General features: G+C 70.2%; 17 protein-coding genes. 15 read left to right on the top strand and 2 right to left on the bottom strand.

Annotation, left to right across the window (positions count from 1 at the left end):
• The first annotated feature begins 13 nt into the window (after nucleotides 1-13).
• The 4 genes from secD to VKA29_RS27200 all read left to right on the top strand — a co-directional run bounded on the left by secD (nucleotide 14) and on the right by VKA29_RS27200 (nucleotide 6,116).
• Complete coding sequence (secD, locus tag VKA29_RS27215; RefSeq protein WP_324788637.1) at nucleotides 14-1,777, top strand: protein translocase subunit SecD; 1,764 nt, start codon at nucleotides 14-16, stop codon at nucleotides 1,775-1,777.
• Between the two features lies 1 nt (nucleotide 1,778).
• On the top strand, nucleotides 1,779-2,897 hold the full coding sequence (gene secF / locus VKA29_RS27210) for a protein translocase subunit SecF (RefSeq protein WP_324788636.1): 1,119 nt from the start codon (nucleotides 1,779-1,781) through the stop codon (nucleotides 2,895-2,897).
• A complete protein-coding gene (locus tag VKA29_RS27205) occupies nucleotides 2,894-3,433 on the top strand; it encodes an adenine phosphoribosyltransferase (protein WP_324788635.1) in 540 nt (179 codons plus the stop codon). Before secF ends, VKA29_RS27205 begins: the two co-directional genes overlap by 4 nt.
• Nucleotides 3,434-3,605: 172 nt before the next feature.
• On the top strand, nucleotides 3,606-6,116 hold the full coding sequence (locus VKA29_RS27200; protein ID WP_324788634.1) for a RelA/SpoT family protein: 2,511 nt from the start codon (nucleotides 3,606-3,608) through the stop codon (nucleotides 6,114-6,116).
• A 105-nt stretch (nucleotides 6,117-6,221) separates the two neighbouring features.
• Here the strand turns inward: VKA29_RS27200 and VKA29_RS27195 are convergent, their stop codons facing one another.
• Nucleotides 6,222-7,451, bottom strand: coding sequence for a DUF349 domain-containing protein (locus tag VKA29_RS27195; RefSeq protein ID WP_324788633.1), 1,230 nt, complete (start codon nucleotides 7,449-7,451; stop codon nucleotides 6,222-6,224).
• A gap of 145 nt (nucleotides 7,452-7,596) precedes the next feature.
• Nucleotides 7,597-8,415: a peptidylprolyl isomerase gene (locus VKA29_RS27190; RefSeq protein WP_324788632.1), complete on the bottom strand. Its 819-nt coding sequence runs from the start codon at nucleotides 8,413-8,415 to the stop codon at nucleotides 7,597-7,599.
• A 180-nt stretch (nucleotides 8,416-8,595) separates the two neighbouring features.
• Between VKA29_RS27190 and VKA29_RS27185 the strand changes: the two genes are divergently transcribed.
• The 11 genes from VKA29_RS27185 to VKA29_RS27135 all read left to right on the top strand — a co-directional run bounded on the left by VKA29_RS27185 (nucleotide 8,596) and on the right by VKA29_RS27135 (nucleotide 20,818).
• Nucleotides 8,596-9,312 (top strand): MBL fold metallo-hydrolase, encoded by a 717-nt coding sequence (locus VKA29_RS27185; protein WP_324788631.1) that lies wholly within the window; start codon nucleotides 8,596-8,598, stop codon nucleotides 9,310-9,312.
• 11 nt (nucleotides 9,313-9,323) lie between these two features.
• On the top strand, nucleotides 9,324-10,586 hold the full coding sequence (gene hisS / locus VKA29_RS27180; protein WP_324788630.1) for a histidine--tRNA ligase: 1,263 nt from the start codon (nucleotides 9,324-9,326) through the stop codon (nucleotides 10,584-10,586).
• A gap of 245 nt (nucleotides 10,587-10,831) precedes the next feature.
• The gene (locus VKA29_RS27175; RefSeq protein WP_324788629.1) at nucleotides 10,832-11,500 is read left to right on the top strand and encodes a vitamin K epoxide reductase family protein; all 669 of its coding nucleotides are present in this window, start codon (nucleotides 10,832-10,834) and stop codon (nucleotides 11,498-11,500) included.
• Nucleotides 11,501-11,544: 44 nt separating this feature from the next.
• Nucleotides 11,545-12,912, top strand: a complete 1,368-nt coding sequence (locus VKA29_RS27170) for a replication-associated recombination protein A (protein ID WP_324788628.1) — start codon at nucleotides 11,545-11,547, stop codon at nucleotides 12,910-12,912.
• A gap of 299 nt (nucleotides 12,913-13,211) precedes the next feature.
• Complete coding sequence (gene rpsD, locus VKA29_RS27165) at nucleotides 13,212-13,826, top strand: 30S ribosomal protein S4 (protein WP_324788627.1); 615 nt, start codon at nucleotides 13,212-13,214, stop codon at nucleotides 13,824-13,826.
• 219 nt (nucleotides 13,827-14,045) lie between these two features.
• The gene (locus VKA29_RS27160) at nucleotides 14,046-14,513 is read left to right on the top strand and encodes a DUF948 domain-containing protein (protein ID WP_324788820.1); all 468 of its coding nucleotides are present in this window, start codon (nucleotides 14,046-14,048) and stop codon (nucleotides 14,511-14,513) included.
• Nucleotides 14,514-14,520: 7 nt separating this feature from the next.
• Complete coding sequence (locus VKA29_RS27155; RefSeq protein ID WP_324788626.1) at nucleotides 14,521-14,874, top strand: hypothetical protein; 354 nt, start codon at nucleotides 14,521-14,523, stop codon at nucleotides 14,872-14,874.
• Entirely contained in the window at nucleotides 14,874-17,546 is a 2,673-nt protein-coding gene (alaS, locus tag VKA29_RS27150; protein ID WP_324788625.1) for an alanine--tRNA ligase, read from the top strand. The genes VKA29_RS27155 and alaS overlap by 1 nt, the downstream gene beginning before the upstream one ends.
• A gap of 8 nt (nucleotides 17,547-17,554) precedes the next feature.
• The gene (ruvX, locus tag VKA29_RS27145) at nucleotides 17,555-18,019 is read left to right on the top strand and encodes a Holliday junction resolvase RuvX (protein ID WP_324788624.1); all 465 of its coding nucleotides are present in this window, start codon (nucleotides 17,555-17,557) and stop codon (nucleotides 18,017-18,019) included.
• 125 nt (nucleotides 18,020-18,144) lie between these two features.
• A complete protein-coding gene (gene mltG, locus VKA29_RS27140) occupies nucleotides 18,145-19,998 on the top strand; it encodes an endolytic transglycosylase MltG (protein ID WP_324788623.1) in 1,854 nt (617 codons plus the stop codon).
• Entirely contained in the window at nucleotides 19,979-20,818 is an 840-nt protein-coding gene (locus VKA29_RS27135; protein WP_324788622.1) for a shikimate dehydrogenase, read from the top strand. Before mltG ends, VKA29_RS27135 begins: the two co-directional genes overlap by 20 nt.
• Nucleotides 20,819-20,970: the final 152 nt, after the last annotated feature.

The following is a 20,970-nucleotide window of genomic DNA, read 5'->3' as shown; positions in this document are numbered from 1 at the left end:
GGAGTACGAGAAGGTGGCAGCACCTAAGAGGGGCCGCATCGCGAGCGCCCAGAGCAAACCATGGCGCTCGCTGGCCCTCATCCTGATCGCCATCGTGGCGCTCACCGCAGGGATGTTCGCCTCCGGGCACACCACCCCGCGTCTCGGCATCGACCTGGCCGGCGGCACGAGCATCACGCTGCGGGCGGTCGCCGAGCCGGGCCAGGAGTCCGCGATCAACAAGACCAACATGGACACCGCGGTGGAGATCATGAACCGCCGTGTCAACGGTCTTGGCGTCTCGGAGGCCGAGGTTCAGACCCAGGGTGACAAGAACATCATCGTCAACATCCCCAAGGGCACGAATTCCAAGGAGGCACGGCAGCAGGTCGGCACCACCGCCAAGCTGTACTTCCGCCCGGTGATCGCGACCGAGATGTCCGGCGGCGCCGCCACGGCCACCCCGTCGCCGAGCGCCTCCAGCAGCGCTTCGGACAAGGCGACCGACAAGGCCACCGAGAAGGCGACGGACAAGTCGACCTCGTCCGCCACTCCCTCGGCCTCCCCGACCTCCCAGGGCCGCGCCGTCACCGACGCGCTGAAGGCGGACGCGTCGCCGAGCGCCAGTACCGGCGCGAGTGCGAGCGCGTCCTCCAGCGCCTCCCCGTCCGCGAGCGGCAGCGCCTCCACCAGCAAGCTCGAAGCGCAGTACGCCGCGCTCGACTGCAGCAAGAAGTCCGTGCGCGCCACGGCCGGCAAGGGCGCCAAGCCCACCGACCCCACCGTCGCCTGCGGCGAGACCTCGCCGGGCCAGTGGCAGAAGTACATCCTCGGCCCCGCCGAGGTGGACGGCACCGACGTCAAGAAGGCGCAGGCCGTCTTCAACACGCAGACCGCCGCCGGCTGGACCGTCACCATGGACTTCACGTCCAAGGGCACCAAGAAGTTCGCCGACATCACCGGCAAGCTGGCCAAGAACCAGCCCCCGCAGAACCAGTTCGCCATCGTCCTGGACGGCAACGTCGTCTCCGACCCCCGCGTCAACGAGGCGCTGACCGGCGGCAACGCGGAGATCTCCGGCAGCTTCACCCAGGAGGAGGCCCAGAGCCTCGCCAACATGCTGAAGTACGGCGCCCTGCCGCTGACCTTCAAGGAGGACAGCGTCACCACGGTCACCGCCGCGCTCGGCGGTGAGCAGCTGCACGCCGGTCTGATCGCGGGCGCCATCGGCCTCGCCCTGGTCGTCGTCTACCTGCTGGTCTTCTACCGCGGCCTGTCGGTCATCGCGATCCCCTCGCTGCTGGTCTCCGCGATCCTCACGTACGTGATCATGACCCTGCTCGGCCCGGCCATCGGCTTCGCGCTGAACCTGCCCGCCGTCTGCGGCGCCATCGTCGCCATCGGCATCACCGCGGACTCGTTCATCGTGTTCTTCGAGCGCGTCCGCGACGAGATCCGCGAGGGCCGCTCGCTGCGGCCGGCCGTGGAGCGGGCCTGGCCGCGTGCCCGGCGCACCATCCTGGTCTCCGACTTCGTGTCGTTCCTCGCCGCCGCGGTGCTGTTCATCGTCACCGTCGGCAAGGTCCAGGGCTTCGCGTTCACGCTCGGCCTGACCACCGTGCTCGACGTGGTCGTCGTCTTCCTGTTCACCAAGCCGCTGATGACGATCCTCGCCCGCCGGAAGTTCTTCGCGAACGGCCACAAGCTCTCCGGCCTGGACCCCAAGGCCCTGGGCGCCAAGGCGCCGCTGCGCCGCACCCGTCGTCCCGCCCGCCCCGCCGACCCGAAGGAGGCGTGAGATGTCCAAGCTCGGCAGCCTCGGCGCCCGACTGCACCGCGGCGAGGTCGGCTACGACTTCGTCGGCAACCGCAAGCTCTGGTACGGCATCTCGATCCTGATCACCATCACGGCCGTCCTCGGCCTGGCGGTGCGCGGCCTGAACATGGGCATCGAGTTCCAGGGCGGCGCGGTCTTCACGACGCCCAAGAACATGAGCGTCTCCGTCGCCCAGACCGAGACGTTCGCGCAGGACGCCTCCGGCCACGACGCCATCGTCCAGAAGCTCGGCGACGGCAGCCTGCGCGTCCAGATCGCCGGCATCGACACCGACAAGTCGGACCACATCAAGGACCAGCTGGCCAAGGACCTGAAGGTCGACACGGAGAAGATCAACGCCGACCTGGTCGGCCCGAGCTGGGGCGACCAGATCGCCAACAAGGCCTGGCAGGGCCTGGCGATCTTCATGATCCTCGTGGTGATCTACCTGGCGATCGCCTTCGAGTGGCGCATGGCGCTGGCGGCGCTCGTCGCCCTCGTCCACGACATCACCATCACGACCGGCATCTACGCCCTCGTCGGCTTCGAGGTCACGCCGGGCACGGTGATCGGTCTGCTGACGATCCTCGGTTACTCGCTCTACGACACGGTCGTCGTCTTCGACAGCCTCAAGGAGCAGACGAAGGACATCACCAAGCAGACCCGCTGGACCTACAGCGACGTCGCCAACCGCTCCATCAACGGCACCCTGATGCGTTCCATCAACACCACGGTGGTCGCGCTGCTGCCGGTCGCGGGCCTGCTGTTCATCGGCGGCGGCGTCCTCGGCGCGGGCATGCTGAACGACATCTCGCTGTCGCTGTTCGTCGGCCTCGCGGCCGGGGCGTACTCCTCGATCTTCATCGCCACGCCCCTGGTCGCCGACCTCAAGGAGCGCGAGCCGCAGATGAAGGCGCTGAAGAAGCGCGTCCTCGCCAAGCGCGCCCAGGCCGCCGCGGAGGGCGAGCCGCTGGAGCCCGAGGACGGTGGCGCGCTCCACGACGACGAGCCCGAGGACGCCGCCCCGGCGGTCGTCGGCCCGCGCAACCAGCCCGCGTCCCGCGCCCGGGGCCGCGGCCGATCCTCGGGCAAGCGCCGATGACCGGTATCGAGGAACTGCTGCTGAGCCGCATCCGTGACGTGGCCGACTACCCGGAGCCGGGGGTGATGTTCAAGGACATCACCCCGCTCCTGGCGGACCCGGCGGCGTTCACGGCGCTCACCGACACCCTCGCCCGGTTCGCCTCCGGCACCGGCGCCACCAAGGTCGTCGGCCTGGAGGCCCGCGGCTTCATCCTCGGCGCCCCGGTCGCCGTCCGGGCCGGCCTGGGCTTCGTCCCGGTGCGCAAGGCGGGCAAGCTCCCCGGGGCCACCCTCGCCCAGTCCTACGAGCTGGAGTACGGCTCGGCGGAGATCGAGGTGCACGCCGAGGACCTCACCGCCGAGGACCGCGTCCTGATCGTCGACGACGTCCTCGCCACCGGCGGCACCGCGGAGGCGTCCATCCAGCTCATCCGCAGGGCCGGTGCCGAGGTCGCGGGCCTCGCCGTCCTGATGGAACTCGGCTTCCTCGGCGGCCGCACCCGCCTGGAGCCCGCGCTCGGCAGCGCTCCGCTGGAGGCGCTGCTCGTGGTCTGAACGCCCTTACCGGGCAACGGGGCGGGCGCCGGAGGAATCCGGCGCCCGCCCCGTGCGTTTCCCTGGTGTACGGCCCTCACAGTGGCCTGACGGCGATCCTGAGGCCCAGGATCGCTACCATGGGGTCTCCGGAGCCTGACCGGGGGACCCGGATCGCGCACGAGGAGTCCTCTTGCCAGACGAGGCCCAGCACCTGACCGCCGCCAAGCCCGAGTCCGCCTCGGCGGCCGCGGCCAAGCCCGCGCCGAACACGCCGCACGCGAAGAACGACGCCCGCGGGACGGTCGAAGGCGCCGCCACGCCCGTCGACAAGCCGGCCGACCACTCGCGCCCCAAGCCGGCCCCCGCCGTCCGCCCGAACGCCGGGCCGCCCGCCCGCACCGGCTCCTCCAACCGCGTCCGCGCCCGCCTCGCCCGCCTCGGAGTCCAGCGCTCCAACCCCTACAACCCGGTGCTGGAGCCGCTGCTGCGGATAGTGCGCAGCAACGACCCGAAGATCGAGACGGCCACGCTCCGCCAGATCGAGAACGCCTACCAGGTGGCCGAGCGCTGGCACCGCGGACAGAAGCGCAAGAGCGGCGACCCGTACATCACGCACCCGCTCGCGGTGACCACCATCCTCGCCGAGCTGGGCATGGATCCGGCCACCCTGATGGCGGGCCTGCTGCACGACACCGTCGAGGACACCGAGTACGGCCTCGACCAGCTCCGCCGCGACTTCGGCGACCAGGTCGCCCTCCTGGTGGACGGCGTCACCAAGCTGGACAAGGTCAAGTTCGGCGAGGCCGCCCAGGCCGAGACCGTGCGCAAGATGGTCGTCGCCATGGCCAAGGACCCCCGCGTCCTGGTCATCAAGCTCGCCGACCGCCTGCACAACATGCGCACCATGCGCTACCTCAAGCGGGAGAAGCAGGAGAAGAAGGCGCGCGAGACCCTGGAGATCTACGCGCCGCTCGCCCACCGCCTGGGCATGAACACCATCAAGTGGGAGCTGGAGGACCTCGCCTTCGCGATCCTCTACCCCAAGATGTACGACGAGATCGTCCGCCTGGTCGCCGAGCGCGCCCCGAAGCGCGACGAGTACCTCGCCATAGTGACCGACGAGGTGCAGCAGGACCTGCGCGCCGCCCGCATCAAGGCGACCGTCACCGGCCGCCCGAAGCACTACTACAGCGTCTACCAGAAGATGATCGTCCGCGGCCGCGACTTCGCGGAGATCTACGATCTGGTCGGCATCCGCGTCCTCGTCGACACCGTCCGCGACTGCTACGCGGCACTGGGCACCGTCCACGCCCGCTGGAACCCGGTTCCGGGGCGGTTCAAGGACTACATCGCGATGCCCAAGTTCAACATGTACCAGTCGCTGCACACCACGGTGATCGGCCCCAACGGCAAGCCGGTCGAACTCCAGATCCGCACGTTCGACATGCACCGCCGCGCCGAGTACGGCATCGCCGCGCACTGGAAGTACAAGCAGGAGGCCGTCGCCGGCGCCTCGAAGGTGCGCACCGACGCGCCCCGCACGTCCGCCAAGGACAAGGACGCCATCAACGACATGGCGTGGCTGAGGCAGCTGCTGGACTGGCAGAAGGAGACCGAGGACCCCAGCGAGTTCCTGGAGTCCCTGCGCTTCGACCTGTCCCGCAACGAGGTCTTCGTCTTCACCCCCAAGGGCGACGTGATAGCGCTGCCGGCCGGGGCCACCCCGGTCGACTTCGCGTACGCCGTCCACACCGAGGTCGGCCACCGCACGATAGGAGCACGGGTCAACGGCCGCCTCGTACCGCTGGAGTCGACGCTCGACAACGGCGACCTGGTGGAGGTCTTCACCTCCAAGGCGGCAGGCGCGGGCCCTTCCCGCGACTGGCTCGGCTTCGTCAAGTCGCCGCGCGCCCGCAACAAGATCCGGGCCTGGTTCTCCAAGGAGCGCCGCGACGAGGCGATCGAGCAGGGCAAGGACGCCATCGTCCGCGCCATGCGCAAGCAGAACCTGCCGATCCAGCGCATCCTGACCGGCGACTCGCTGGTCACGCTCGCGCACGAGATGCGCTACTCCGACATCTCCGCGCTGTACGCGGCGATCGGCGAGGGCCACGTCTCCGCGCAGAACATCGTGCAGAAGCTCGTCCAGGCGCTCGGCGGCGAGGAGGCGGCCACCGAGGAGATCGACGAGTCGGTCCCGCCGACCCGCAGCCGCAGCCGCAAGCGCCGCTCCAGCGCCGACCCCGGCGTCATCGTCAAGGGTGTCGAGGACGTGTGGGTCAAGCTGGCCCGCTGCTGCACGCCCGTTCCGGGCGACCCGATCATCGGTTTCGTCACGCGCGGCAGCGGAGTCTCGGTTCACCGCAGCGACTGCGTCAATGTGGAGTCACTGTCCCGCGAGCCCGAGCGCATCCTCGACGTCGAGTGGGCGCCCACCCAGTCCTCGGTCTTCCTGGTCGCCATCCAGGTCGAGGCGCTGGACCGCTCCCGGCTGCTGTCGGACGTCACCCGCGTCCTGTCCGACCAGCACGTCAACATCCTCTCCGCGGCCGTGCAGACCTCCCGCGACCGCGTCGCCACCTCACGCTTCACCTTCGAGATGGGCGACCCCAAGCACCTCGGGCACGTCCTGAAGGCGGTACGGGGCGTCGAGGGCGTCTACGACGTGTACCGGGTCACGTCGGCCCGCAACCGGTCGTAGCAGCAGGCCCGAAGGAACACGTGACGTCGAACACGTCGTGGCCGCACGAGGGGGCGCCCGCACCAGGTGACCTGGTGCGGGCGCCCCCTTCGTGTTTCCGGCAGCTCAGCCGCCGAACTCCTGCAGGCCCTTCAGCGCCTGGTCCAGCAGCGCCTGACGGCCCTCCAGCTCGCGCTCCAGCTTGTCGGCCCTGGCCGTGTTGCCCTGGGCGCGCGCCTGCTCGATCTGGCCCCGCAGCTTGTCCACGGCCGCCTGCAGCTGGCCGGTGAGGCCCTCGGCACGCGCGCGTGCCTCCGGGTTCGTCCGGCGCCACTCGGCGTCCTCGGCCTCCTGGATGGCCCGCTCGACGGCGTGCATTCGGCCCTCGACCCGCGGACGCGCGTCCCGCGGCACGTGACCGATGGCCTCCCAGCGCTCGTTGATGGAGCGGAAGGCGGCGCGGGCGGCCTTCAGATCCGTCACCGGAAGCAGCTTCTCGGCCTCCTCGGCCAGCCCCTCCTTGAGCTTCAGGTTCTCGCCCTGCTCGGCGTCCCGCTCGGCGAAGACCGAGCTGCGGGCGGCGAAGAACACGTCCTGGGCGCCGCGGAAGCGGTTCCACAGGTCGTCCTCGTGCTCGCGCTGGGCGCGGCCCGCCGCCTTCCACTCCGCCATCAGCTCGCGGTAGCGGGCGGCCGTCGGCCCCCAGTCGGTCGACCCGGACAGCGCCTCGGCCTCGGAGACCAGCCGCTCCTTGACCCTGCGGGCATCCTCGCGCTGCGCGTCCAGCGACGCGAAGTGGGCCTTGCGGCGCTTGGAGAACGCCGACCGGGCGTGCGAGAAACGGTGCCACAGTTCGTCGTCCGACTTGCGGTCCAGCCGCGGCAGACCCTTCCAGGTGTCCACCAGGGCCCGCAGCCGCTCGCCGGCCGCCCGCCACTGGTCGGACTGCGCCAGCCGCTCCGCCTCCTCGACCAGCGCCTCCTTGGCGTGCCGCGCCTCGTCCGACTGCTTCGCCCGCTGCTGCTTGCGCTCCTCACGACGCGCCTCGACGGTCCGGACCAGGTCGTCCAGACGGGTCCGCAGGGCGTCCAGATCACCGACCGCGTGGTGGGCGTCGACCTGCTCACGGATGTGCTCGATCGCCGCCAGCGCGTCCTTGGCGGACAGGTCGGTGGTCTTCACTCGCTTCTCGAGGAGGCCGATCTCGACAACCAGGCCCTCGTACTTGCGCTCGAAATAGGCCAGCGCCTCCTCGGGGGAGCCCGCCTGCCAGGAACCGACGACCTGCTCGCCGTCGGCCGTACGCACGTACACGGTCCCCGTCTCGTCGACGCGGCCCCACGGGTCGCTGCTCACAGCGCCTCCTCCACATGATGCCGACGGGAGGTCTCAGCTCCCCCGGGCATCGTCCACAGTTTCGTCACGGCCAACATAGGCGACCGGCGGGTTGCCTGTCCGCATCCCGCGCGACCGAAATTCCGCACTTCGGGGTCGGGATGGATCAGGATTTCGTGACCGTCGCCCTGTCGATCACGACCGTCGCGTTCGGGGCCCCGTCGCCCGCGCCCGTGCTCTCGCCGGCCGCGGCGATTTTCTTCAGTACCTTCATCCCGGAGGCCGAAACCGTACCGAACGGGGTGTAGCTGGGCGGGAGCTGGCTGTCCTGGTAGACGAGGAAGAACTGGCTGCCGCCGGTGTGCTTCTGCCCGGTGTTCGCCATCGCGACCGTACCCGCCGGGTAGACGTTGTTCTTCAGGCTCTTGTCCTTCAGGTTCTCGTCCGGGATGGTGTAGCCGGGACCACCGCTGCCGCTGCCCGTCGGGTCGCCGCACTGCAGCACGTAGATGCCGTTGGTGGTGAGCCGGTGGCACTTCGTGTGGTCGAAGTAGCCCTTGCCGGCCAGGAAGTCGAAGGAATTCACGGTGTGCGGGGCCGCCGACGCCTTCAGCGCGATGTCGATGTCACCGCACGTCGTGGCCAGTTTCATCGTGTACTTCGCCGACTCGTCGATGGTCATGGCCGGCTCCTTCTTCCAGCTCAGCTTCTCCACCGACCCCTTGGCCGCCTTCTCGCACGGGTCCGGCGCCTTGCTGGGCGCCGAGGCGCTCGGGCTGGCCTGGGGGCTCGCGTCGGACTTGTCGTCGTTCTTCAGGACCCCGGTCGTGTACAGCGCCAGGCTGCCGATGACGACGACGCCGAGCACCGACGCGATCACGGAGTTGCGGACGCGCGCCTTGCGCCGCGCCTCCGTGCGCCGCTGCTGCTGCCGCAAGAACTTCTCCCGCGCGAGCTGCCGCTTTCGCTGTTCCTGGGTGACCACGGGGTTATCTCCTCATGCGTCTGGTACGCCGACTGGGACGCGTGCGACTGGTGAGCCGACCGCCTGCGTGTGCCCCGTACCGTATATGGGTTCGCTGAGGATTCGGCAGCGCCGGTAGGCTTCGACGACAGGCGCGACCACCGAAAAGCGCCCCCGTACCGACACAAACGAAGGACGATCGTGCTCATTGCCGGGTTCCCCGCCGGTGCCTGGGGGACGAACTGTTACCTCGTCGCCCCCGCCGCCGGTGAGGAGTGCGTGATCATCGACCCGGGCCATCAGGCCGCCCGAGGAGTCGAGGAAGCACTGAAGAAGCATCGGCTCAAGCCCGTCGCCGTCGTCCTCACCCACGGCCACATCGACCACGTGGCCTCGGTCGTCCCGGTGTGCGGCGCGCACGACGTGCCCGCCTGGATCCACCCCGCGGACCGCTACATGATGAGCGACCCGGAGAAGGCGCTCGGCCGTTCCATCGGGATGCCGCTGATGGGCGAGCTGACGGTGGGGGAGCCGGACGACGTCAGGGAACTGGCCGACGGCGCGGAGCTCGCGCTCGCCGGGATGGAGTTCTCCGTCGCGCACGCGCCGGGCCATACCAAGGGGTCGGTGACCTTCCGGATGCCCGAGACCGCGGACGTCCCGCAGGTCTTCTTCTCGGGCGATCTGCTCTTCGCCGGCTCCATCGGACGCACCGACCTGCCCGGCGGCGACATGGCCGAGATGCTCGACTCGCTGGCCCGCGTGTGCCTGCCGCTCGACGACTCGACCGTGGTGCTGTCCGGTCACGGCCCCCAGACGACCATCGGCCAGGAGCGCGCCACCAACCCGTACCTGCGGCAGGTGGCCGCAGACCGCCAGGGACACAGTGCGCGGCCCGCTCCCCGACGAGGAATGTGACGAGAGACTTCGTGAGCACCTTCAAGGCCCCCAAGGGCACGTACGACCTGATCCCGCCGGACAGCGCCAAGTACCTGGCCGTCCGCGAGGCGATCGCCGCGCCCCTGCGCGGCGCCGGTTACGGATACATCGAGACGCCCGGCTTCGAGAGCGTGGAGCTCTTCGCGCGCGGTGTCGGCGAGTCGACCGACATCGTGACCAAGGAGATGTACGCCTTCGAGACCAAGGGCGGCGACAAGCTCGCCCTGCGTCCCGAGGGCACGGCCTCCGTGCTGCGCGCCGCGCTGGAGGCGAACCTGCACAAGGCGGGCAACCTCCCGGTCAAGCTCTGGTACTCCGGCTCGTACTACCGCTACGAGCGCCCGCAGAAGGGACGCTACCGGCACTTCTCCCAGGTCGGCGCCGAGGCGATCGGCGCGGAGGACCCGGCGCTGGACGCCGAGCTGATCATCCTCGCCGACCAGGCGTACCGCTCGCTGGGCCTGAGCCACTTCCGCATCCTGCTCAACAGCCTGGGCGACAAGGAGTGCCGGCCGGTGTACCGGGCCGCGCTGCAGGACTTCCTGCGCGGACTGGACCTCGACGAGGACACCCTGCGCCGCGCGGAGATCAACCCGCTGCGCGTCCTGGACGACAAGCGCCCGGACGTCCAGAAGCAGCTGACGGACGCCCCGCTGCTGCGCGACTACCTCTGCGACGCCTGCAAGGCGTACCACGAGGAGGTCCGCGAGCTGATCACCGCCGTCGGCGTGGCCTTCGAGGACGACCCCAAGCTGGTGCGCGGCCTGGACTACTACACGCGCACCACCTTCGAGTTCGTCCACGACGGTCTCGGCTCGCAGTCCGCGGTGGGCGGCGGCGGCCGCTACGACGGCCTGTCGGAGATGATCGGCGGCCCCGCCCTGCCGTCCGTCGGCTGGGCACTCGGCGTCGACCGCACCGTGCTCGCCCTGGAGGCCGAGGGCGTGGAACTCGCGCTGCCCTCCACCACCAGCGTGTTCGCCGTCCCGCTCGGCGAGGACGCCCGCCGCGTGCTGTTCGGCAAGGTCACCGAGTTGCGCAAGGTCGGCATCGCCGCCGACTTCTCCTACGGCCACAAGGGCCTCAAGGGCGCGATGAAGAACGCCAACCGCAGCGGCGCCCGCTACACGATCGTCGCCGGCGAACGCGACCTCGCCGAGGGCGTCGTCCAGCTCAAGGACATGGAGTCCGGCGAGCAGGCGGCGATCGGGGTCCACGAGATCGTGGCCGAACTGGAGTCGAGGCTCGGCTAGCAGCGGCACGACCGGTACCGGCACGACGACGGCACCCTCGGACGTCAACTCCGCGGGTGCCGCTTCGTTCGTGCGGATGATTCCGGCGGTGACCGCCGCACGCCGTGCGACATCGGCCGGAACCGACCGTTCGGGCCCCGCGTGCGGACTTCCTTATGCGCACCGAACGGTGGACGGGGCGCGTGGTACGGCACAATGGCCCTGCCCGAAGAAGGTCCAGTCACCGAGCAGACGGAATCGGCGTGATGAGCAAGACGACAGTCAAGGACGTCTCCACGGAGCCCGAGCCCGAGCCGCCGACGGAGCGCACCGCGGCGGGACCGCGGACGGTGGGCGGCAGCCGTGCCTTCGCCATTCTGCTGCTGATCACCGGCGCGGCCGGCCTGCTCGCCTCGTGGGTCATCACGATCGACAAGTTCAAGCTGCTCGAGGCCAAGGTCGAGGGCAAGACCTTCACCCCCGGCTGCAGCCTCAACCCGGTCGTCTCCTGCGGCAGCGTCATGGAGAGCAAGCAGGCCGCCGCCTTCGGGTTCCCCAACCCGATGCTCGGACTGGTCTGCTACGGCATCGTCATCTGCGTCGCCATGAGCCTGCTCGCCCGCGCCCGCTTCCCGCGCTGGTACTGGCTCACCTTCAACGCCGGCACCCTCTTCGGCGTAGGCTTCTGCGCCTGGCTGATGTTCCAGTCGCTGTACCGGATCAACGCGCTGTGCCTGTGGTGCAACCTGGCCTGGGTCGCGACGATCATCATGTTCTGGTACGTGACCTCGTTCAACGTGCGCAACGGCTTCCTGCCCGCACCGAAGTGGCTCAAGAGCTTCTTCGGCGAGTTCACCTGGGTCCTGCCCGTGCTGCACATCGGCATCATCGGCATGTTGATCCTGACCCGCTGGTGGGACTTCTGGACCAGCTGACGGGCCCGGCGGGATTGTCGGTGCGGTGATTTAGGGTTTGGGACGTGGAGCCCGACCTGTTCACCGCCGCAGCAGAAGCACGCCAGGAGAAGGATCCGGCGGCGAGCCCGCTGGCCGTGCGGATGCGTCCGCGCACCCTCGACGAGGTGGTGGGCCAGCAGCACCTGCTGAAGCCGGGCTCGCCGCTGCGCAGACTGGTCGGCGAGGGCAGTGGTGAGGGACGGGTGGGACCCGCGGGGCCTTCCTCGGTGATCCTCTGGGGCCCGCCCGGCACCGGCAAGACGACCCTGGCCTACGTCGTCTCCAAGGCCACCGACAAGCGCTTCGTGGAACTGTCGGCCATCACCGCGGGCGTCAAGGAGGTCCGCGCGGTCATCGACGGCGCCCGCCGCGCCACCGGCGGCTTCGGCAGGGAGACCGTCCTCTTCCTCGACGAGATCCACCGCTTCTCCAAGGCCCAGCAGGACTCCCTGCTGCCCGCGGTCGAGAACCGCTGGGTGACGCTGATCGCGGCGACCACCGAGAACCCGTACTTCTCGGTGATCTCCCCGCTGCTGTCCCGCTCCCTGCTGCTGACCCTCGAACCGCTCACCGACGACGACCTGCGCGGCCTGCTGCGGCGCGCCGTCGGCGACGAGCGCGGACTGAAGGGCGCCGTCGCGCTCCCCGAGGACACCGAGGAGCACCTGCTGCGCATCGCCGGCGGCGACGCCCGCCGTGCCCTGACCGCGCTGGAGGCCGCCGCCGGGGCCGCCCTCGACAAGGGCGAGACGGAGATCGGCCTGCGGACCCTGGAGGAGACGGTCGACCGGGCGGCGGTGAAGTACGACCGTGACGGCGACCAGCACTACGACGTCGCCAGCGCCCTGATCAAGTCCATCCGCGGCTCCGACGTCGACGCGGCGCTGCACTACCTCGCCCGCATGATCGAGGCCGGCGAGGACCCGCGTTTCATCGCCCGCCGCCTGATGATCTCCGCGAGCGAGGACATCGGCCTGGCCGACCCCAACGCCCTGCCGATCGCGGTCGCCGCCGCCCAGGCCGTCGCCATGATCGGCTTCCCCGAGGCCGCCCTCACCCTCAGCCACGCCACCATCGCCCTCGCCCTGGCCCCCAAGTCCAACTCCGCGACGACCGCGATCGGCGCCGCCCTGGGCGACGTACGCAAGGGGCTGGCGGGCCCGGTGCCCCGCCATCTGCGCGACGGCCACTACAAGGGCGCCGCCGAGCTGGGGCACGCGCAGGGCTACGTGTACCCGCACGACGTGCCCGAGGGCATCGCCCGGCAGCAGTACGCCCCGGACGCCCTCAAGGACCGCGAGTACTACACCCCGACCCGCCACGGAGCCGAGGCGCGGTACGCCGACGCGGTGGAGTGGACCCGCAGGCACCTGGGTCGAAAGCGGTCCTGAGCACCCTGTAGAATTCCCGGAAGCGCTGAGTCCCGCGCTGTCAGAGCGGGACAGTCAGCCGGAGCCCCGGCCCTTCGGGACGGACTCCAGGAGCGTCGCGCACCGTCGAACGGTGTCGCGGGCAGCCCACCACCACCCGGGATCCCGGGAGGGGCGGTGGGCCACTCGCGTGCTGCACATAGTGCCCAGACCAGGGGAGCGGCTGCCCGCAAGGTCCCGCGCGGACCCGACGGGATTCCCCGGCTGCGGATGCGACCTCCCCCGACTCTGACAAGCCGAACACCAGGAAAAGAGAGACAGTGGCGAACCAGTCCCGCCCCAAGGTCAAGAAGTCGCGTGCCCTCGGTATCGCGCTGACCCCGAAGGCCGTCAAGTACTTCGAGGCCCGCCCCTACCCGCCGGGTGAGCACGGCCGCGGCCGCAAGCAGAACTCGGACTACAAGGTCCGTCTGCTCGAGAAGCAGCGCCTGCGCGCGCAGTACGACGTGTCCGAGCGCCAGCTCGTCCGCGCCTACGAGCGTGCCTCCAAGGTTCAGGGCAAGACCGGTGAGGCCCTGATCATCGAGCTCGAGCGCCGTCTCGACGCCCTGGTCCTGCGTTCGGGCATCGCCCGCACCATCTACCAGGCCCGCCAGATGGTCGTCCACGGCCACATCGAGGTCAACGGCCAGAAGGTCGACAAGCCCTCGTTCCGCGTCCGTCCCGACGACGTCGTGATGGTCCGCGAGCGCAGCCGCGAGAAGACCCTCTTCGCGATCGCCCGCGAGGGTGGCTTCGCCCCCGACGGCGAGACCCCGCGCTACCTCCAGGTGAACCTCAAGGCCCTGGCGTTCCGCCTGGACCGTGAGCCGAACCGCAAGGAGATCCCGGTGATCTGCGACGAGCAGCTCGTCGTCGAGTACTACGCCCGCTGATCACCGGCAGGCCGTAGCACACCTCAGCCCGCCGTCTCCCCACCTCTCCGGGTGGGCGGGGCGGCGGGTTCCTGCGTCTCCCGGGCCCGCACGCCCGCGGGCCGCCGCACGCCGCGCAACTTGCCCGTCCGGGAGCGGGAAACCGGTACGGAGCGGCGCCCCGGGCGCGATAGGCTCGGTACGACTTTCCCGATGTTCAGGCACGTTTTCAGGGAGCAGGTGCACACGGTGTCCGGTGGCGAGGTGGCCGGGATCCTGGTGGCCGTCTTCTGGGCGATCCTGGTCTCCTTCCTCGCCGTCGCACTGGTGAGGCTGGCCCAGACGCTGAAGGCGACCACCAAGCTCGTGGCGGACGTGACCGATCAGGCGGTCCCGCTGCTGGCCGACGCCTCCGCGGCGGTGCGTTCCGCGCAGACCCAGATCGACCGCGTCGACGCGATCGCCTCCGACGTCCAGGAGGTCACCGCGAACGCCTCGGCGCTGTCGACCACCGTCGCCTCCACCTTCGGCGGCCCCCTGGTCAAGGTCGCGGCCTTCGGCTACGGCGTGCGCCGGGCGCTGGGCGGCGGCAAGGAGGACGTGCCCGCCAGGACGTCGAGGCGTACCGTGATCGTGGGCCGCACCGTCCCTGCCGCGCGGCGGGGCGGACGAAACCTCCGCGAGAATCTCCGCGGAAAGAGGGACTAGGTCAGGGATGTTCCGCCGTACGTTCTGGTTCACCACAGGCGTGGCCGCCGGGGTGTGGGCCACCACCAAGGTCAACCGCAAGCTGAAGCAGCTGACCCCGGAGAGCCTCGCCGTGACCGCGGCCAACAAGGCGCTCGACGCGGGTCAGCGCATCAAGGAGCGCGCGGTCGGCTTCGCGCTCGACGTCCGCGACAACATGGCGCAGCGGGAGGCCGAACTGGGCGACGCGCTCGGGATCGACGCGAATCCCGAACTGCCGGCGCCCAGGCGGTTGCCCGCCATCGAGAACCGCAGCAACCCGATCCCCGTCGACGACACGACGTACCAGACGTACTCGTACAACCGGAATGAGGACCACTGATGGAGTCGGCCGAGATTCGCCGCCGCTGGCTGAGCTTCTTCGAGGAGCGCGGGCACACCGTCGTCCCTTCGGCGTCGCTCATCGCGGACGACCCGACTCTGCTCCTCGTCCCGGCCGGCATGGTTCCCTTCAAGCCGTACTTCCTGGGTGAGGTCAAGCCGCCCTTCCCGCGCGCGACGAGCGTGCAGAAGTGCGTGCGCACGCCCGACATCGAAGAGGTCGGCAAGACCACGCGGCACGGCACCTTCTTCCAGATGTGCGGCAACTTCTCCTTCGGCGACTACTTCAAGGAAGGCGCCATCAAGCTCGCCTGGGAGCTGCTCACCACGCCCCAGGACAAGGGCGGTTACGGCCTGGAGCCGGAGAAGCTCTGGATCACCGTCTACCAGGACGACGACGAGGCCGAGCGGATCTGGCACGAGGTCGTCGGCGTGCCCAAGGAACGCATCCAGCGCCTGGGCATGAAGGACAACTTCTGGTCCATGGGCGTCCCCGGCCCGTGCGGCCCCTGCTCCGAGATCAACTACGACCGCGGCCCCGAGTTCGGCGCCGAGGGCGGCCCCGCCGTCAACGACGAGCGGTACGTGGAGATCTGGAACCTCGTCTTCATGCAGTACGAGCGCGGCGAGGGCACCGGCAAGGACAACTTCGAGATCCTCGGCGACCTGCCGAGCAAGAACATCGACACGGGCCTCGGCCTGGAGCGCCTCGCCATGATTCTGCAGGGTGTGCAGAACATGTACGAGATCGACACCTCCATGGCCGTGATCGACAAGGCCACCGAGCTGACGGGTGTGGCCTACGGCGACGCCCAGGCCTCGGACGTCTCCCTGCGCGTGGTCACCGACCACATGCGCACCGCCACCATGCTCATCGGTGACGGCGTCACCCCCGGCAACGAGGGCCGCGGCTACGTGCTGCGCCGCATCATGCGCCGCGCCATCCGGAACATGCGCCTGCTCGGCGCCACCGGCCCGGTCGTCAAGGACCTCATCGAGGTCGTCATCGGCATGATGGGGCAGCAGTACCCGGAGCTGGTCAGCGACCGCGAGCGCATCGAGAAGGTCGCCCTCGCCGAGGAGAACGCCTTCCTCAAGACGCTGAAGGCCGGCACCAACATCCTCGACACCGCCGTCACCGAGACCAAGACGGCCGGCTCGACCGTGCTGTCCGGCGACAAGGCGTTCCTGCTCCACGACACCTGGGGCTTCCCGATCGACCTCACCCTGGAGATGGCCGCCGAGCAGGGCCTCACCGTGGACGAGGACGGCTTCCGCCGCCTGATGAAGGAGCAGCGGGAGCGCGCCAAGGCGGACGCCCAGGCCAAGAAGACCGGCCACGCCGACCTCGGTGCCTACCGCGAGATCGCCGACACCGCCGGCGCGACCGAGTTCATCGGCTACACCGACACCGAGGGCGAGTCCACGGTCGTCGGCATCCTCGTCGACGGCCTGTCCTCCCCGGCCGCCACCGAGGGCGACGAGGTAGAGATCGTCCTGGACCGCACCCCGTTCTACGCCGAGGGCGGCGGCCAGATCGGCGACACCGGCCGCATCAAGGTCGACTCCGGCGCCGTCATCGAGGTCCGCGACTGCCAGAAGCCGGTGCCGGGCGTCTACGTCCACAAGGGCGTCGTCCAGGTCGGCGAGGTGACGGTGGGCGCCAAGGCGCACGCCGCCATCGACAACCGTCGCCGCAAGGCCATCGCCCGCGCCCACTCGGCCACCCACCTCACCCACCAGGCGCTGCGCGACGCCCTCGGCCCGACGGCCGCCCAGGCGGGCTCCGAGAACCAGCCCGGCCGCTTCCGCTTCGACTTCGGCTCGCCCTCCGCCGTCCCGACGGCCGTGATGACCGACGTCGAGCAGAAGATCAACGAGGTGCTCGCCCGCGACCTCGACGTCCGCGCCGACGTCATGGGCATCGACGAGGCCAAGAAGCAGGGAGCCATCGCCGAGTTCGGCGAGAAGTACGGCGAGCGCGTCCGCGTGGTGACCATCGGCGACTTCTCCAAGGAGCTGTGCGGCGGCACGCACGTGCACAACACCGCCCAGCTGGGCCTGGTGAAGCTGCTCGGCGAGTCCTCCATCGGCTCCGGTGTGCGCCGTATCGAGGCGCTGGTCGGCGTCGACGCCTACAGCTTCCTCGCCCGTGAGCACACGGTCGTCAACCAGCTGACCGAACTGCTCAAGGGCCGTCCGGAGGAGCTGCCGGAGAAGGTCTCCGCCATGCTCGGCAAGCTGAAGGACGCCGAGAAGGAGATCGAGAAGTTCCGCGCCGAGAAGGTGCTCCAGGCCGCCGCCGGTCTCGCCGAGTCCGCCAAGGACGTCCGCGGGGTCGCCGTCGTCACCGGTCAGGTCCCGGACGGCACCACCCCCGACGACCTGCGCAAGCTGGTCCTCGACGTGCGCGGCCGCATCCAGGGCGGACGGGCCGCCGTGGTCGCCCTGTTCACGGTGAACAACGGCAAGCCGCTCACCGTCATCGCCACCAACGAGGCCGCCCGCGAGCGGGGCCTGAAGGCCGGTGACCTGGTCCGCGCCGCCGCCAAGACGCTCGGCGGCGGCGGTGGCGGCAAGCCGGACGTCGCCCAGGGCGGCGGCCAGAACCCGGCCGCGATCGGTGAGGCCGTCGACGCGGTCGAGCGACTCGTGGCGGAAACCGCCAAGTGAGTCCGGCGATGCGCAGGGGCCGCCGACTCGCGATCGACGTCGGGGACGCCCGTATCGGGGTCGCCTCGTGCGACCCCGACGGGATCCTCGCCACCCCCGTGGAGACCGTCCCCGGCCGGGACGTCCCCGCGGCGCACCGCCGGTTGAGGCAACTGGTGGAGGAGTACGAGCCGATCGAGGTCGTCGTCGGCCTCCCGCGCTCCCTCAAGGGGGGCGAGGGGCCGGCGGCCGTCAAGGTCCGCGGCTTCGCCCAGGAACTGGCGCGCATGATCGCGCCCGTTCCGGTCAGACTCGTCGATGAACGCATGACGACGGTGACGGCCGGTCAGGGACTGCGCGCCTCCGGGGTGAAGTCCAAGAAGGGCCGGGCCGTCATCGACCAGGCGGCCGCGGTGATCATCCTCCAGCAGGCGCTGGAATCCGAACGGGTGTCAGGCAAAGCACCCGGCGAGGGCGTCGAAGTGGTCATCTGATCGCGATACGGTAACGTTCCGCGCGATGCGCCGGTGTTCGAACAGCCGGCGCACAGAGAGAGGCGGGACGGGAACCCGATCTTCCCGGGCCGCGTTGACCGCCGCCTCGCGGCTCTAGGGGATCGATGACTGAGTATGGCCGGGGCCCAGGCTCCGAACCGTGGCATCCCGAGGACCCGCTGTACGGGGACGGCGGATGGGAAGGGCAGCAGGCCCAGGTGGGCCACCAGACTGCTCACGGCGGCCAGCCGCAGCACTACCCGCAGCAGTCGCAGCAGCCGCAGCAGCCGCACTACGGTCACTGGGAGGACGGCGGGCAGGCCGGATACGTCCACCCTCAGCAGCAGTACTACCCGCAGTACGACCAGCAGCAGTACGCAGGCCAGCAGCCACAGCAGTACGCGGGTCAGGACCCGCAGCAGTACGCCGGTCAGGACCCGCAGCACTACCCGGGCCACGACCAGCAGCCGTACCACCCCCAGCAGGGACAGCAGCCGCACTATCCGGACCAGGGGCAGCAGGCGTACGGCGACGGCCAGGGGCAGCAGGCGTACGGCGACGGCCAGGGGCAGCAGGCGTACGGCGAGGGCGGCTGGGGTGCGGCGCAGCCGCAGGTCCCCTACCCGGCGGAGCCCGCGGACGCCTACGGCCATCAGCCCGCCGCGTACGGCGGTGACCAGCCCGACCAGTACGCAACTCCGGACGCCTATCCGCCGCCGGAGCCGCCCGCCCGTCGGCAGACCGAGGAGCAGCCGCAGACCGACTGGGACCCCGGCCCCGACCAGGGCGAGCACGCGTTCTTCGCCGGCGGCGACGATGACGGCGACGGTGACGATGACGGCGACGACGACCCGCGGCGTGGCCGCGGCGACCGGCGCGGCCGGGGCGGCAGGCCCAAGAAGCGCCGCAGCGGATGCGCCTGTCTGGTGGTGCTGCTGGTGTTCGGCGGCGGCGTCGGCGGGGTCGGGTACCTCGGGTACCAGTTCTACGAGGACCGTTTCGGCGCGGCGCCGGACTACGCCGGAGACGGCACCGGCCAGAAGGTGACCGTCCAGATCCCCAAGGGCGCGGGCGGTTACGAGATCGGGCGGCGGCTGAAGGACGCCGGCGTCGTCAAGAGCGTCGACGCCTTCGTCTCCGCGCAGCAGGAGAACCCCGACGGCAACAAGATCCAGGCCGGCGCCTATCTGCTGAAGAAGCAGATGTCCGCCGCCAGCGCCGTGGAATTGATGCTCGACCCCAAGAGCCAGAACAACGTCCTGGTCAGGCCGGGCGAGCGCAACGCGGCCGTCTACAAGGCGATCGACGAGAAGCTCGAACTGAAATCCGGCACCACCAAGAAGACCGCTCAGAAGAAGTACAAGAGCCTGGGTCTGCCGGACTGGGCGAACGACAACAGCGAGATAAAGGACCCGCTCGAAGGCTTCCTCTCCCCGGGTACCTATCCGGCCGCAAAGGGAATGAAACCGGAAAAGGTCCTCAAGTCGATGGTCACCCAGGCCGCGCGGAAGTACCGCGCGTACGACCTGGCGGCCAAGGCCAAGGCCCTCAAGCTGGACAGTCCGCTGCAGGTCATCACCGTGGCCAGCCTCGTCGAGGCCGAGGGCAAGACCGAGGACGACTACCGCAGGATGGCGGAGGTGGTCTACAACCGCCTCGATCGCGCCAACCCCGAGACGTACGGGCTTTTGCAGTTCGACTCGACCTTCAATTACGCGAAGGGTCAGAGCAACATCAACATCTCCGAGTCGGAGATCAACAGCAACAAGGACCCGTACAACACGTACACGAACAAGGGTCTGCCGCCGGGGCCGATCGACAATCCGGGCGACCTCGCGCTGAAGGCCGCGCTGAATCCGACCCATGAGGGCTGGTACTATTTCGTCGCGACCGACGGCGTGAACAAGACGGAATTCGCCAGGACCCACGCGGAATTCCTGAAACTCAAGGAAAAGTTCAATGACAGCACGGGCAACTGACGCCCGCCGGGCCGCCGTGCTCGGTTCGCCCATCGCCCACTCCCTCTCCCCGGTGCTGCACCGCGCCGCGTACCGGGAACTGGGCCTGGCCGGCTGGTCGTACGACCGCTTCGAGATCGACGAGGCCGGCCTCGCCGGGTTCCTCGGCACCCTCGGGCCGGAGTGGGCCGGGCTGTCGCTGACCATGCCGCTGAAGCGGGCCGTCATCCCGCTGCTCGACGAGATCAGCGAGACGGCGGCGTCCGTGGAGGCCGTCAACACGGTCGTCCTCACCGAGGACGGCCGCCGCCTCGGCGACAACACCGACATCCCCGGCATGGTCGCCGCCCTGCGCGAGCGCGGTATCGAACAGGTCGACTCGGCGGCGATCCTCGGCGCCGGCGCCACCGCCTCCTCCGCCCTGGCCGCGCTGGCCCGGATCTGCACCGGCGAGGTCGTCGTGCACGTCCGCAGCGAGGCCCGGGCCGCCGAGATGCGGGAGTGGGGCAAGCGGCTCGACGTCCAGGTGCGCATCGCGGACTGGGCGGACGCCGCCTCCGCGCTGCGCGCCCCGCTGGTCGTCGCCACCACCCCGGCCGGCACCACCGACGCCCTCGCCGCCGCCGTCCCCGAGCGGCCGGCCACCCTCTTCGACGTGCTCTACGACCCCTGGCCGACCGAGCTCGCGGCCCGCTGGTCGGCGTGCGGCGGCGCGGTCGTCAGCGGCCTCGACCTGCTGGTGCACCAGGCGGTGCTGCAGGTCGAGCAGATGACGGGCCGCAGCCCGGCCCCCGTCGCCGCCATGCGAAAGGCGGGCGAGCACGCCCTCGCCGCCCGCTAGGCTCCCCTCCGTTCCGGGCTCCCGCGCCCCCGCCACAGGGGCAGCGGCAGGACAGCGGCGCCGACCACCGGGGCGCGCCCGCGGGCCCCGGTCCCGCCCGCGGGACGGCTCCGCCCGGTCGTGACCCGACCGGCTCGCGTCCGCTTCGTGGA

Source organism: Streptomyces sp. H51 (assembly GCF_035656535.1).
Classification (GTDB): domain Bacteria; phylum Actinomycetota; class Actinomycetes; order Streptomycetales; family Streptomycetaceae; genus Streptomyces.
This window is presented reverse-complemented; position numbering and strand designations above follow the sequence as displayed.

Excerpts from the sequence above, each read along its gene's own strand:
- secF (WP_324788636.1), top strand. The coding sequence starts at position 1,779 with ATGTCCAAGCTCGGCAGCCTCGGCGCCCGACTGCACCGCGGCGAGGTC.
- VKA29_RS27205 (WP_324788635.1), top strand. The coding sequence starts at position 2,894 with ATGACCGGTATCGAGGAACTGCTGCTGAGCCGCATCCGTGACGTGGCC.
- VKA29_RS27175 (WP_324788629.1), top strand. The coding sequence starts at position 10,832 with ATGAGCAAGACGACAGTCAAGGACGTCTCCACGGAGCCCGAGCCCGAG.
- VKA29_RS27155 (WP_324788626.1), top strand. The coding sequence starts at position 14,521 with ATGTTCCGCCGTACGTTCTGGTTCACCACAGGCGTGGCCGCCGGGGTG.
- alaS (WP_324788625.1), top strand. The coding sequence starts at position 14,874 with ATGGAGTCGGCCGAGATTCGCCGCCGCTGGCTGAGCTTCTTCGAGGAG.
- ruvX (WP_324788624.1), top strand. The coding sequence starts at position 17,555 with ATGCGCAGGGGCCGCCGACTCGCGATCGACGTCGGGGACGCCCGTATC.
- mltG (WP_324788623.1), top strand. The coding sequence starts at position 18,145 with ATGACTGAGTATGGCCGGGGCCCAGGCTCCGAACCGTGGCATCCCGAG.
- VKA29_RS27135 (WP_324788622.1), top strand. The coding sequence starts at position 19,979 with ATGACAGCACGGGCAACTGACGCCCGCCGGGCCGCCGTGCTCGGTTCG.